This window comes from Bilifractor sp. LCP19S3_H10 (genome assembly GCF_052119185.1).
Classification (GTDB): domain Bacteria; phylum Bacillota; class Clostridia; order Lachnospirales; family Lachnospiraceae; genus Bilifractor.
This window is the reverse complement of record NZ_JBQKFT010000010.1, coordinates 72,820-86,197: the sequence shown is the minus strand read 5'-3', so window position 1 is coordinate 86,197 and position 13,378 is coordinate 72,820. Positions and strand designations below refer to the sequence as shown.

The following is a 13,378-nucleotide window of genomic DNA, read 5'->3' as shown; positions in this document are numbered from 1 at the left end:
ACGTGTAATACGGAAAAAAGGAAGTCAGGCAAAAACCTGACTTCCCGATTATACGTAGCGAGAGGGAGACTCGAACTCTCGACACTGCGGGTATGAACCGCATGCTCTAGCCAACTGAGCTATCTCGCCATATTGAATTGCCGCGATGTGAGCGAAAGATATGGGACCTACAGGGCTCGAACCTGTGACCCTCTGCTTGTAAGGCAGATGCTCTCCCAGCTGAGCTAAGATCCCGTTTGCTTTGTTTCTTTCCTCAACTCGCTTTGCTATTATAACCTGATATTGTTTCAATTGTCAACACTTTTTTGAAAAAACATTTATGGCTTTTTTGAAAAAACATTTATGGCTTTTATGCACAGTTATGAAACATTTATGAAATGCCGAACCCAATGGGAAAGGGCTGCCTGATCGTCTCATTCAAATCAAGCAGCCCTCTTAATGAATATCCTGAAGTTTCACTGTATAACCTCACTTTCTATTCATTACACCATATTCACTTTTCTGGCAGATCTTCCGGATCAAATGTTTCTTCGCCTTCCGACTTCTCAGATCTCGTTCTTCGCTTATCGCACTCCTGCGATTTGATTTTTCTGTGAGTATTTTTTTAGCTTTATCAGTTAAATCCTATTGAGCTCGCATAACATTCAACTGCTTTCCCGTTCTCTGATTATCCGGCTTTCACTTTCCCATCGGACCATCCTCCTGAAGTAAATATATTCGAAAGAAAATCGGTAACTTTTATTCCTTATTGGTTATCTCTTTTCTTGAGTCTATAATACAGAACTAATTGAGATTTGTCAACCGTTTTTTGTAAATAATTTTATTAAAATATATTTGTCAGAGTATTCTGCATACTTAGTAATTTACCTGCTCTCACAAACAAGGCGCCCACGAGATAAAACACGCTGCGCGAGTTTTATCTCGCTATCGCGACGCTCGCCGCACACGAATACTTCGCATTCGGCTGCGGCTCACTGTCGCGTAAAAAGTGCGGAAGCCCACACCATACTGCCGTGTGAGCTTCCGCGCAATATTTTTATGATGTTTTCCACAACAGCTCTGCTCTAATCTGCCAATCTGCCATTCTGCAGTGCCGCTGTCTGTTCAGCCTCTGAACGCATTGATTGGACGAGGCGGCCGCAAAGGGGATTGTGAAGATGCTGTCGTCTCCTCAGCCTTTGAACTCATCGATTGCGTGACCGATATCATGACGGTAATACTTATTCTGGAAGTCAATCCAGTCCACGGCCTTGTAGGCGTTTGCTCTTGCTTCCTTCAGATCCTTACCGAGTGCCGTGACGTTGAGCACACGTCCGCCGTTTGTCACAATCTCACCCTTGTCATTGAATTTCGTTCCGGCATGAAAGACATAATATCCGGGCTTGTTCTTGAAGTTCTCAAGTCCGTGAATCGGGAATCCCTTTTCATAGGAGACCGGATATCCGTCGCTGGCAAGCACGACGGTCACACAGGCGTCATCCCTGAACTGCAGATCGATCTGATCGAGCGTACCATCAATGCATGCCTCGATGACATCGATAATGTCATTTTTCATTCTTGGAAGCACGACCTGTGCCTCCGGATCCCCGAACCGGGCATTGTACTCAAGCACCTTCGGGCCGTCGTCCGTAAGCATCAGGCCAAAGAAGATAATGCCCTTGAATGGGCGTCCCTCGGCCTTCATCGCATCCACGGTGGGCTGGAAGATGTATTTCTGGCAGAAATCGTCCACATCCTTTGTGTAAAACGGCGTCGGTGAGAAGTTGCCCATTCCTCCGGTATTCAGGCCCTGATCCCCGTCCTTGGCTCTCTTATGGTCCTGAGCGGACGCCATTGTCTTCACGATATTTCCGTCTACATAAGACAGAACCGATACCTCACGGCCGGTCATGAACTCTTCAATAACCAGTTCATCGCCTGCGTGGCCGAATTTTTTATCGACCATCAGCTCCTTCACACCGTCCTTCGCCTCCTGAAGGTTGTTACAGATCAGCACGCCCTTGCCCAGCGCGAGGCCGTCCGCCTTCAGAACAATCGGGTACTTCTGATTTTTCTCGAGATAGGCAATCGCATCCTCCGGAGATGTAAATGTCTCATAGGAGGCCGTGGGGATATTGTATTTCTTCATCAGATTCTTTGAGAATGCCTTGGAGCCCTCGAGGATCGCCGCATTTTTTCTCGGTCCGAAGACACGCAGTCCTTCCGCCTCAAACGCATCGACAATTCCGCCTACCAGCGGATCGTCCATTCCGACGATCGTCAGGTCGATTTCCTTTTCCCTGGCGAAGGCGGTCAGCTTATCGAATTCCATCGCCCCAATCGGAACGCATTCTGCCAATTCTGCGATTCCGGCATTGCCCGGCGCACAGTATATCTTTTCAACCTTCGGGCTCTGCGCAACCTTCCATACGATTGCATGCTCCCGTCCGCCGCCTCCGACTACCAGTACTTTCATTCCCATGTCGCGCTCCTCGCTTTCTTTTTATCCTGCAGGCAGCCGATCTGTATACAGGCCGCATACGCCCTATCCCATACCGGATCACCTGTCTGCACTCAAATCAATACCTGCGCTGTCGTTTCCTGTCAGAATGCCTGTACACCGACAGCATCCTCCGCGCAAATCATCCGCTGTTTATCAGAACTTCTCTGTCCCTGTGTGATCGCTCAGATCTCACCAAAGGTATAATCCCGGATCTGCACCTTTCCGTCTCTTACGGATACCCTTCCATTTGCGATCAGGTTAATCGCCTCCGGCATGATCTTCCATTCCGCCTGTTCCATTACGCGCCGCTGAAGGATCTCCGGCGTGTCTCCGTTCTGTACATAGACTGCCTTCTGAAGAATGATCGGCCCCGTATCCGTCCCGGCGTCTACGAAGTGAACCGTCGCTCCGGTCACTCTGACGCCACGCTCCAGCACCTTCTCATGCACATGCAGACCGTAATAACCAGTCCCGCAGAAAGCAGGGATCAGTGCCGGATGGATATTGATCATGCGATTTGGAAAGGCTTCCACCATCTTCTTCGGGATTACAACCATACAGCCGGCCAGAACCACCAGATCCGGATGATAGGACTGTGTCTTCTCCAGATATGCGTCCTCAAATTCCGCCCGGCTTGCGAAATCCGCAGGTCTTACCACCGCGGCCTCGATTCCCTTTTTCTTCGCCCGCTCCAGGGCATAAGCCTTCGGATTATTGCTGATCACTCCGACAACCTCGGCATTTGTAATTGTCCCGCTGTCAATTGCATCCAGAATGGCCTGCAGATTTGTTCCGCCGCCGGAAACCAGCACTGCGATTCTCAGCATTATTTTTCCCTCCTGCCCTTAGAATTTTTCGAAAACGCAGACCCTCTCTTATGCTCGCTTTGCGTGCGGCAATCCTGTCTGCGTTTTCGAATAGCTTATACACTACATCAGATCAGCTTTACGCCCTTCTCACCTGCTCTGATATGTCCGATCTGATAGGAATATTCGCCGGCATCACGAATTGCCTTCATTGTTGCGTCCACATCCTCCGGACGAACCGCCAGCACCATGCCGATTCCCATGTTGTAGGTGTTGTACATCACATGCTCGTCGATATCGCCTTTTTTCTGCATCAGTTTGAAGATCGGGAGCACCGGATAGGAGTTCTTCTCAATTTCTGCGTACACGCCGTCGCGGAGCATACGGGGAACATTCTCGTAAAAACCGCCGCCGGTGATATGACTGCAGCCCTGAATTCTGACGCCGGCCTTTTTGATGCTCTTGAGTGCTTTCACATAGATCTTTGTCGGCGCAAGAAGAACATCGCCCAGTCTTCCGCCGAGTTCGTCATAATAGGTGTCCAGTGATTCCGGAGTCATATCGAACACCTTCCGGACAAGTGAAAATCCGTTGCTGTGCACGCCAGAGGACGCGAGACCGATCAGTACATCTCCGTCACGGAGATCCGCTCCGGTGATCATATCCTTCTGATCCACTACACCGACAGCAAACCCCGCAAGATCATATTCGTCTGTGGGATAAAAGCCCGGCATCTCAGCGGTCTCGCCGCCGATCAGCGCTGCCTCGGACTGCAGACAACCGTCCGCGACTCCCTTGACGATCTCCGCGATCTTTTCCGGATAGTTCTTTCCGCACGCAATATAATCCAGGAAAAACAGCGGCTCGCCGCCCGCACAGGCAATATCGTTCACGCACATGGCAACGCAGTCGATTCCGACAGTATCATGCTTGTCCATCAGAAATGCGATTTTCAGCTTTGTCCCTACGCCGTCAGTTCCGGAAACCAGTGTGGGATGCTCCATGTTCTTGAACGCATCCGCTGAAAACGCACCGGAAAAGCCGCCCAGTCCGCCGAGCATTTCAGGACGCACCGTTTCCTTTACATATTTTTTCATCAGCTCCACTGATTTGTATCCGGCTTCGATATCTACTCCAGATGACTTATAATCCATTTTGTCCTCCATTCTTCTCCAGACAGACATATTGTGGCGCGGGCAAATCCCGCATGGCCTGGTGTTGTTCCTGTTGTTCCTGTTGTTTCTGTTCTTTCAGTTGTTTTTGTTCTTTCCGTCTTTTCGCATTTCCACATTCCCGGTGATTGCGTGGCAGCTGTGAGGGCAGCGAAGTGACGCGGAAATTTATACAGTTTGTGGTGCCCCGCCTGCGGGGCATGCAGATTTACTTTGTGTAGTTTCTGTAGCCGGTTTCCTGCAGTCTTGCGTCCTTTGCCACGACGCTCTTTCTGCCCTCTTCGCCGTAGTCCCGGATTTTCTGAAGAAGCTCCGGGTCTGAAACCGCAAGGATCCGGGCCGCAAGAATCGCCGCGTTCTTCGATCCGTCGATCGCAACCGTCGCAACCGGAATACCGGACGGCATCTGAACAATAGAATAAAGCGCATCCGTACCTCCGAGCGCCTTGCTGCTCATCGGTACTCCGATGACAGGAAGCGGGAAGAGTGCCGCAACCATTCCCGGAAGAGCTGCCGCCATACCGGCTCCCGCGATGATCACGCGGATTCCTCTCTCTTCCGCGCCCTTTGCCCAGGACACAAGTTCCTCCGGTTCTCTGTGAGCTGAAATAATCCGCATCTCATAATCGATTCCAAACTCCTCGAGTACCGCTGCCGCCTTGGACATGACTGCCATGTCCGAGTCACTTCCCATCACAATTCCAACTTTTGCCATCGTCTGTTATCTCCTTTCATTTGACGTCATTCATCATATCTGATTCCGTTAAATCTTTCAACGGCTCATTTAATTCTTCCGTTCCCGGAAGCACGAATTTTCCATTCCGAATCAGCGCAATCTCTTCTCCATCCGCCTTTTCCACGGTAATGCTTCCCAGTTCCTCATAGGGAATCGTGATATCGGTGTGACAGCCGAAATAAGCCTTGCCCGGGTCTGTTTTTCGCAGGATGGAACGCTCGTTATCCCTCGCGATGATTTCCTTGCCATCCGGATTATAAACCGCATTGTCTTCCTCCCAGCTATAGCAGGTATCGCCGAACGCGAAATGCGGTCCCATCTTTTCCGCGATCAGGATCGGCAGCTTGTCCGCGATCCCATAAATCTTCGCCATACGGTACGCCGTTGTATTGGTTCCAATGGCACATTCGCCCATTGGAAGTGACGCGTGATGGAACAGAATATTTTCCTCGATATAGCGGCGGTTTGCCTCCTCCGACGCGAAATTGCCGCAGCTGTAGCCGGCAACCATACCATCTCTGACCTCAATCTTCAGGTCCCGGTACTGGAATTCCCCGAGATAAACCCGGCTCACATGCAATACTCCGTTTGTCCCCTTCAGAACCGGAGAGGTGAATACTTCTCCGACAGGAATATTCACATCTGCCACACAGTTTTCAAAATTTGTCTGATGTTCCGGATCCGTCAGTGTGTGCAGTGCCACCCTGAGGTCGGTACAGTTGCCGTTCATTCCTCTGACACGGACCGCCGTGCCCTGATCCAGGGCGTCGATGAGCTTCTGCTGGATTTTCTGATACTTCCGGTAATCGAGATTATTGATCTTCACGGTTTCCCGGAAAATATCACGGAAGCGTTCTCCGATTGCGGGTACGGGATAGGCAATGATCGTAAAGCTTCGCTCCGATCCGATGATATAACGGTTCGTAATCTGTCCCGCCTCATTGTTGTACCGCACCTGCTCCTTCTGCTGCTCCTCGGTCAGAGCACAGCTGTGCCGGGATTCCGCCGGAGTGAAAGGCGTCTCACCAAACACATCCATACACGCCGGACCGCCGTGGACCTTCGCCAGGTCCTTGTATTTCTCGTATGCTGCCCGCAGTCCCTGCAGCTTCCGGGTGACGAACTTCTCGTCAAGGAAAATGCCTGCGTCATTTCGGTGGTCATATTCAAACTGAGGATTCGGCACGGCTCCGTAGTAGCCGATCCTCAGATGCTGTCTCTTATTCACCGCATGTGTGGCGGAGCGGTATATGACGCTTTCCAGCCCCATTTCCCGGAACTGAAGAACCGCCTGCCGCACAACCCGCTCGAAACCGAGCCGGTATCGGATGTTGACCGTCTTTTTTTTGCGGATGTCCTTGCGCCCGACCTCAAATCCGATCCGATACCCCTCCGTCCATGTGCGGGCAATCGACGCGATTTCATCCTCGGAGAGGGTGTTCAGAAATAACGCCGTCTGTTCCTCATTCTCTGTCACATATTCCCCAAACCGGTACAGATACCGCAGGTCGCCAAGATCCTCCTTCATGATGATGTCCCGTGCAAAGGAAAGTCCGGGATCCAGACATTCGCGGGTTCTTCTGTCCATCATCTCCGCGGAGTAATCACTGCAGTACCAGTACAGCGACTCCCGGATCAGTTCCGGTTCCGGAAGCTCACCGTCTGTAAACAGCTGATATACCTCGAGAAAAATTTCCAGAGAAATCAGCATGTCCCATACCTTGTCCTCAAATGCATACACAATGGTGCCTCGAAGTTCCATGTACAGAAAAGAAAAAAGCTGCCCGTAATCCTCACCGAGGGTATCCGCAGAGAAATCAGGATTTCCAAAGCTCTTCCCATAATTTTCTGGAAGTATGTCCTGATACATGCTGTGGTTCTGTTCTCTCAGCTCCTCCAACGAGGCATCCCTGAATTCTCCTCTTTCCTTCTTCAGCATCAGCTCCGCCATATCCGAGAGAAAAGCGGCCTCCTGCTCAAACCAGGCTCTGAAGAGTTCTCTCACCCTTTTCTCCCCCGGGATCTCTCTTACGCGTCCGAGCGCAAGTGAGAAGCGTTCCTTATAATCTTCGGTATCCGCAATAATCTGTTCGTTCCTCAAGGTTTTAAACTGCCCTTCCTGATATTTGCCGCAAGAATTTCCTGCATATAAGACCAGATCTCCTCTGATCCGGTTCCCGTCTTCGCGTTTCTTTGCCTGACCTGAGACTGGTTCACGCCATGCTCCCTCCAGTCTCCACCGCCGTTCGAATTGTTCAGAAGCATCGGCTGAAAATTATCCATCACATGCGCGAAACGGGCTTCCGGTGTCTCGTATGCGTCAAACTCCTCCCAGATTTCACGGAGCTTACGCCCCTGATCCTCCGGCAGAAGCCCGAATATCCGCTCCGCCGCCTTCATCTCCCGATCTGCTTCTGTCTTTTTGGCCTCAGCATCGTATGCGTAAGTGTCCCCGGCATCGATCTCCACGATATCGTGAATCAGTACCATCAGAATCGTACGCACAATATCAATCTCCTGATTGGAATACTCCCTGAGTATCCATGTCATGACAGCCAGATGCCATGCGTGGTCCGCGTCATCCTCACGGCGGCCGTGTCCTGTCAGATGGGTCTGACGGAGAATGTTTTTCTCCTTGTCAATCTCAAGAATAAAAGCAAGCTGTTTCCGGAATCGCTCCTGATCCATTTCCATATAAAATCCGCCTCCATTCTGCCGCACAGCATCACCGGCATTCACGGTCCTTCTTCTGACGCACATTGGCGCCGATATATCCTGTCCCCATTTCTGCAGGCACCTTAATCGGCGCTTATGTATTTTCTGCTTTCTGCCTCTGCTTTCTTTAATGAATGCCCAACAGGAAAAGCACAACCCACAGGATCGACATGATTCCTGAGGCAAGTGCCGCCAAGGTTCCTCTTTGAACGCTCTCGGATTTTTCCGACAGCGCACGCATACCCAGGTAAAACGCGTAGAAGGAAAAAAGCATCGCGATCAGCCCCGCGCAGCCGAGTGCAATCCCGCCCTGCGCCTGCACAATAAAGGAGATCAGAACCGTTACCAGAAGCACGCCTAACGAGATCACCGAGAGTGTCAGTGATACTCTGGTGTCCGTAAATTTATCCTTTTTGATAAAAGTATATTTTACATTTTTCTTCTTAATCATGCCGCCTCAGAACAACCCCTGATATTCCTCTGCGCCGTACTGCGCGTAGTAGCTCCGGATCGCCTGCTTCTGTTCATCCGTAAGCGTCATTCGTCCTGCCTGCTGATTTTCTCCGAGATAGCGGAAGACATCGGCCATCGAGACAATGGCCTTTGCCGGGAATCCGTACTTTTCAGTGATCTCCGAAAGCGCGCTTCTGGTTCCTTTTCCACGCTCCATGCGGTTCAGGGATACCATGAGCCCCTTGATCTGCACATCGCCCTGCGCCTGGATAATCGGGAAAGTTTCCTCGATCGACTTTCCGGAGGTGGTCACGTCCTCGATGATGACAACCCGGTCTCCGTCCCTGATTTCGCTCCCCAGAAGAATTCCCTTGTCGCCGCCGTGATCCTTCGCTTCCTTCCGGTTGGAACAGTACTTCACATCGACACCATACAGCTCACTGATGGCGATCGCGGTTACAACCGAGAGCGGAATCCCCTTGTATGCAGGTCCGAAGAGAATATCAAAGTCAAGCCCGTAGCTGTCATGAATGGCTTTTGCATAAAACTCGCCGAGCTTCTTCAGCTGCGATCCGGTTACATACGCGCCGGCATTCATGAAGAAAGGCGATTTTCTTCCGCTTTTCAGCGTAAAGTCTCCGAACTTCAGCACATGACTGTCAATCATAAAATCAATAAACTGTTTTTTGTATTCTTCCATCTTTATCTGTCGCTCCTTCCAATCTCCAGGAGACCGGCTGCACCGGTCTGCCGCGGCGGATAAGCCCATCGCCTCACACCTCATGTGAGCAGATCCATGCTGCCCATCGCCCCCGGATCTTTCAGTATCAGTACTGCCGCACATCATTCCTCAACTGCGCCGACCAGATCCTGTACGCTGTCGATTCCATTTTCTTCCAGGTATCGTTCGATTCCCGCGACAACATCCAGGGTTGCGCGCGGATTTATGAAATTCGCGGTTCCCACCGACACAGCCGTCGCTCCCGCGAGAATAAATTCCAGTGCATCCTCCGCGGACGCGATACCGCCCATTCCAATGACCGGAACATGTACCGCATGCGCCGCTTCATAGACCATCCGGACGGCAATCGGCTTTACGGCCGGCCCGGACATGCCTCCGGTCCTGTTCGCCAGGACAAATTTCCGGCGGTTCACATCGATTTTCATACCGGTCAGGGTATTGATAAGCGAAACCGCGTCTGCGCCGCCTGCCTCCACTGCCCTGGCCATCTCTCCGATATCGGTGACATTCGGACTGAGCTTCATGATGATCGGCTGCTTCGCCACTTTCTTACATGCTTTTGTGATTTTTTCCGCGACAGACGGAACCGTTCCGAAGGCAATTCCTCCTTCTCTGACGTTCGGGCAGGAGATATTGATCTCCAGCATATCCACAGGTTCATCCGCCAGCCGTTCCACCACTTCCGTATATTCCTCGACCGAATGGCCGCAGACATTTACGATGATTTTTGTGTCGTATTTCTTCAAAAATGGAAGGTCTCTCCTGCAGAAGACCTCAACACCCGGATTCTGGAGACCGATGGCATTCAACATGCCGCCGTACACCTCGGCCACCCTCGGTGTCGGGTTGCCGGGCCACGGCACATTGGCCACTCCCTTTGTGACAACGGCTCCGAGTCCGTTCAAGTCTATAAATTCACTGTATTCCTCGCCGGACCCGAAAGTTCCGGACGCGGTCATGACCGGGTTTTTCAATTCAATCCCGGCGATCTTCACGCTAAGTCTGTTCGTTGTTCCCATCTATCTGTGCCTCCAGCTGCTTCTGGTTTTCCTGCCATGTGCTCGGATAATCTCTCAGAGATCCAGAGTCATCACATTAAACACCGGTCCGTCCTTGCAGACCCTGGTATTCTTCACCTGGGAATGCTCATCGATCTCCCGTGTCCTGCAGACACATGCGAGGCAGGCGCCGATTCCGCAAGCCATCCGCTCCTCCATCGAAACCCAGCACGGTATCTGCTCCTTTTCCGCCCAGCCCTTCAGAGCGCGGAGCATAGGAAGCGGTCCGCAGGCAAAAATCACCTCCGGCTTCCTTCCATCGGCACGGATCGCGTCCATTACATTTCCTCTCGTTCCCACGCTTCCGTCTTCCGTCGCGATGATCGTATCGCCGTACCGGTCAAATTCGGACTTCAGAAAGCAGTCACTGCGATAACCGATGACGCTGATCACCTCTGTATCACGAATCTTCGCATTGACTCCGTCGGACTTTTCGGAAACTCTCTGCTCATCTTCAATCACATCTGACTGTTCCTCATCAAGTGCCGCGCTTTCGGAAAGTACTTTCGCCGTTTCCAGAAGCGGCGGAACTCCGATTCCTCCGCCAATCAGAAACACTCTCTTCCCCGCCGCTTCCTCGAGCGGGAAGCCATTGCCGAGAGGTCCCAGAATCTCCAGCTTTTCACCGGCACTCATCTGCGCCATCTCATCCGTTCCCGCCCCGGAAACGCGGTAGACGAGCCGGATCGTCTGCCGGTCCGCGTCTATTCCGCAGAGGCTTATCGGCCGCGGAAGCAGTCTGCTTTTGTCATTGAGAAAAACATTTACAAACTGTCCGGGAACTGCCTCGCCGGAAATTCCCGGCGCCTGGAGAACCATGTCATATATGCCGTCGCTGATCCGGTTCTGGCTGACGATTGTTGCCGTCTCCTTTACTTTCATATGTTTTCGCTGTCCTTTCAAAGATTCATCTGACTGCTTCCAGAGCACTGTTGATATCCCGGATCATGTCGACAACCGCCGCCCTGGAGGCATCCGCGAAATGGTCCTCGCCATACTCCGCATATTCTTCCTTCCGGTATGCACAGATGATTCCGCGGGAGGAATTAATAATCGCGCCGAGTCCGTCCTCATTGAAAAAGTCAGTGAGATCGGCGCCTTTTCCACCCTGCGCACCGTATCCCGGAACCAGTATGAAGGTCTTCGGCATGATTTTCCGGAGCATTCTTCCCTGTTCCGGATAGGTTGCTCCTACAACGGCGCCGATATAGCTGTATTCATCGCCCATCGCCTCGCGTCCCCACTCAGCTACCTTTTCACCGACCATCTCATACAGAGGCTTGCCATCCACCAGCCGGTCCTGGAACTCTCCGCTTGACGGATTTGACGTCTTCACGAGAACAAATATTCCCTTCTTCTCCTCGCGGCAGACCTTGATAAAAGGATTGATGCCGTCGCTTCCCAGATAAGGATTGACCGTTGCAAAATCCTCATGGAAACCGGAGTACTCTTTATTTCCGACCTTCACATGCCCGAGATGGCCGACGGCGTAGGCCTCAGAGGTTGATCCGATATCGCCGCGTTTCACATCTCCGATCACGACAAGACCCTTGCTCTGGCAATATGAAACTGTTCTCTCATAAACAGCCATCCCCGGTACGCCGAACTGCTCATACATCGCGACCTGCGGCTTCACCGCAGGGATCAGATCGAAGGTTGCATCTACAATTTCCTTGTTGAACTCCCAGACTGCCTCCGCAGCGCCTTCCAGCGTTTCTCCGTACTGATGGAATGCTTTTCTCTGGATAGATTCCGGCACGTAGGAAAGCATCGGATCCAGACCGACGACCACCGGCGCGTTCTTTTCTCTGATGTTCTGAATCAGGCGATTAATCATAGTACATTCTTCCTTTCTGATATACGATTTTCCCGCCGCAGATCGTGGTGTCGACCCGGCCGGTAACCTCACAGCCGTCAAACGGTGTATTTTTTCCCCGGGATTCAAATTCCCGCGCGTCAATCTTATAGGATACATCGGGATCGATGATCGTTATATCCGCTTCCTTGCCCTCTGCTAGAGATCCCCTCTGATCCAGATGCAGAATTTTCGCCGGACCGGCGCTCATCCGCTCCGCCATCTGCATTGGCGTCAGGATACCGGTTCTGACCAGATATGTGATCGTCAGCGCGACAGAGGTCTCCAGACCGACAATGCCGAAGGGGGCCTTTTCCATGGGCTGATCCTTCTCCTCGCGCGTGTGGGGCGCATGATCCGTGCTGATTGCCTCAAATACTCCCTCAGCCAGTCCCCTGCAGAGTGCCTTCCTGTCCTCTTCGGTGCGCAGCGGCGGATTCATTTTGTAGTTCGTGTCGCCGTGCACTCTGTCGCTGCTCGTCAGAATGAAATGATGCGGGCAGACCTCGCCGGACACATCCCAGCCTTTTTCTTTTGCCGCCTTCAGCATCTCGTAGCTTCCCTTCGTGGAGCAGTGACAGAGATGAAGATGCGTGCCTGTCTCATGAGCAAGGATCATATCTCTCGCGATGATGACATCCTCCACCGAATTTGTGATACCGGGCAGGCCCTCAGCTCTGGATATCTCATCCGCATTCACACAGCCGCCCTGAACGAGATTCCTGTCCTCGCAGTGATCCAGAAACGGAATGTTCAGTTCACGGCAGATTTTCATTGCCTCCCGCGCAAGCTCGGCGTTCATGACAGATTTTCCGTCCTCGGAAACAGCGGGGATTCCATGCTCCGCCATTCCTCTGATATCTGCCAGCTTTTCACCGGCCTGCCCCTCAGTGACCGCTCCGGCCTGAAGCACATGGATCGACGCGGTATGCTCCGCCTTATGCATCACATAGTCGATGCGGTCCGGGCTGTCACAAACCGGTTTTGTATTTGGCATTGCGACGATGGTGGTGATGCCTCCTCTGGCCGCCGCCTTCGAGCCGGTGGTCACATCTTCCTTCCAGGTAAGTCCCGGATCACGAAGATGCACATGCAGATCGATCAGCCCGGGCATGACCCACATGCCCCTTGCATCGATCTCCCGGTCCGCCTTCTCTGTTATATTTTTCGCGACTCTGGTGATTTTTCCTCCCGACAGATAGAGATCAGCGATGCCGTCAAAACGGGTGTCCGGATCGATGATTCTGCCGTTTCTAATCAGAATTGTATCCATAATGATTTCTGCCTTTCCGTATGAGGGACATCCGGCCGGATTTCATCAAACCCTCTTTTGTGCCTTTCCTGTCCCGGGCATAAATT

12 protein-coding genes and 2 tRNA genes are annotated in these 13,378 nt (G+C 52.0%); all 14 read right to left on the bottom strand.

Features of this window, described 5'->3' with window-relative positions; all coding sequences use genetic code 11:
• Positions 1 to 55: 55 nt before the first annotated feature.
• A tRNA-Met gene (locus ACTQZS_RS09435) sits at positions 56 to 129 on the bottom strand.
• A gap of 32 nt (positions 130 to 161) precedes the next feature.
• Positions 162 to 234, bottom strand: a tRNA-Val gene (locus ACTQZS_RS09430).
• Positions 235 to 1,171: 937 nt separating this feature from the next.
• On the bottom strand, positions 1,172 to 2,455 hold the full coding sequence (purD, locus tag ACTQZS_RS09425; RefSeq protein ID WP_441475601.1) for a phosphoribosylamine--glycine ligase: 1,284 nt from the start codon (positions 2,453 to 2,455) through the stop codon (positions 1,172 to 1,174).
• Positions 2,456 to 2,664: 209 nt separating this feature from the next.
• Entirely contained in the window at positions 2,665 to 3,309 is a 645-nt protein-coding gene (gene purN, locus ACTQZS_RS09420) for a phosphoribosylglycinamide formyltransferase (RefSeq protein WP_441100662.1), read from the bottom strand.
• 107 nt (positions 3,310 to 3,416) lie between these two features.
• Complete coding sequence (purM, locus tag ACTQZS_RS09415; protein ID WP_441100663.1) at positions 3,417 to 4,442, bottom strand: phosphoribosylformylglycinamidine cyclo-ligase; 1,026 nt, start codon at positions 4,440 to 4,442, stop codon at positions 3,417 to 3,419.
• 226 nt (positions 4,443 to 4,668) lie between these two features.
• Entirely contained in the window at positions 4,669 to 5,175 is a 507-nt protein-coding gene (gene purE, locus ACTQZS_RS09410) for a 5-(carboxyamino)imidazole ribonucleotide mutase (protein ID WP_441475580.1), read from the bottom strand.
• A 16-nt stretch (positions 5,176 to 5,191) separates the two neighbouring features.
• Positions 5,192 to 7,297, bottom strand: a complete 2,106-nt coding sequence (locus ACTQZS_RS09405) for an aminopeptidase (protein ID WP_441475579.1) — start codon at positions 7,295 to 7,297, stop codon at positions 5,192 to 5,194.
• Positions 7,294 to 7,890, bottom strand: coding sequence for an HD domain-containing protein (locus ACTQZS_RS09400; protein WP_441475578.1), 597 nt, complete (start codon positions 7,888 to 7,890; stop codon positions 7,294 to 7,296). Before ACTQZS_RS09400 ends, ACTQZS_RS09405 begins: the two co-directional genes overlap by 4 nt.
• Before the next feature lie 148 nt (positions 7,891 to 8,038).
• Positions 8,039 to 8,362, bottom strand: a complete 324-nt coding sequence (locus ACTQZS_RS09395) for a hypothetical protein (RefSeq protein ID WP_441475577.1) — start codon at positions 8,360 to 8,362, stop codon at positions 8,039 to 8,041.
• 6 nt (positions 8,363 to 8,368) lie between these two features.
• On the bottom strand, positions 8,369 to 9,064 hold the full coding sequence (gene pyrE, locus ACTQZS_RS09390; RefSeq protein ID WP_441475576.1) for an orotate phosphoribosyltransferase: 696 nt from the start codon (positions 9,062 to 9,064) through the stop codon (positions 8,369 to 8,371).
• Between the two features lie 143 nt (positions 9,065 to 9,207).
• On the bottom strand, positions 9,208 to 10,125 hold the full coding sequence (locus ACTQZS_RS09385; protein ID WP_441475575.1) for a dihydroorotate dehydrogenase: 918 nt from the start codon (positions 10,123 to 10,125) through the stop codon (positions 9,208 to 9,210).
• Positions 10,126 to 10,179: 54 nt separating this feature from the next.
• Entirely contained in the window at positions 10,180 to 11,046 is an 867-nt protein-coding gene (locus ACTQZS_RS09380) for a dihydroorotate dehydrogenase electron transfer subunit (protein WP_441475574.1), read from the bottom strand.
• 25 nt (positions 11,047 to 11,071) lie between these two features.
• Entirely contained in the window at positions 11,072 to 12,001 is a 930-nt protein-coding gene (gene pyrF / locus ACTQZS_RS09375; RefSeq protein WP_441475573.1) for an orotidine-5'-phosphate decarboxylase, read from the bottom strand.
• Positions 11,994 to 13,292, bottom strand: a complete 1,299-nt coding sequence (locus tag ACTQZS_RS09370) for a dihydroorotase (RefSeq protein WP_441475572.1) — start codon at positions 13,290 to 13,292, stop codon at positions 11,994 to 11,996. Before ACTQZS_RS09370 ends, pyrF begins: the two co-directional genes overlap by 8 nt.
• Between the last annotated feature and the right edge of the window lie 86 nt (positions 13,293 to 13,378).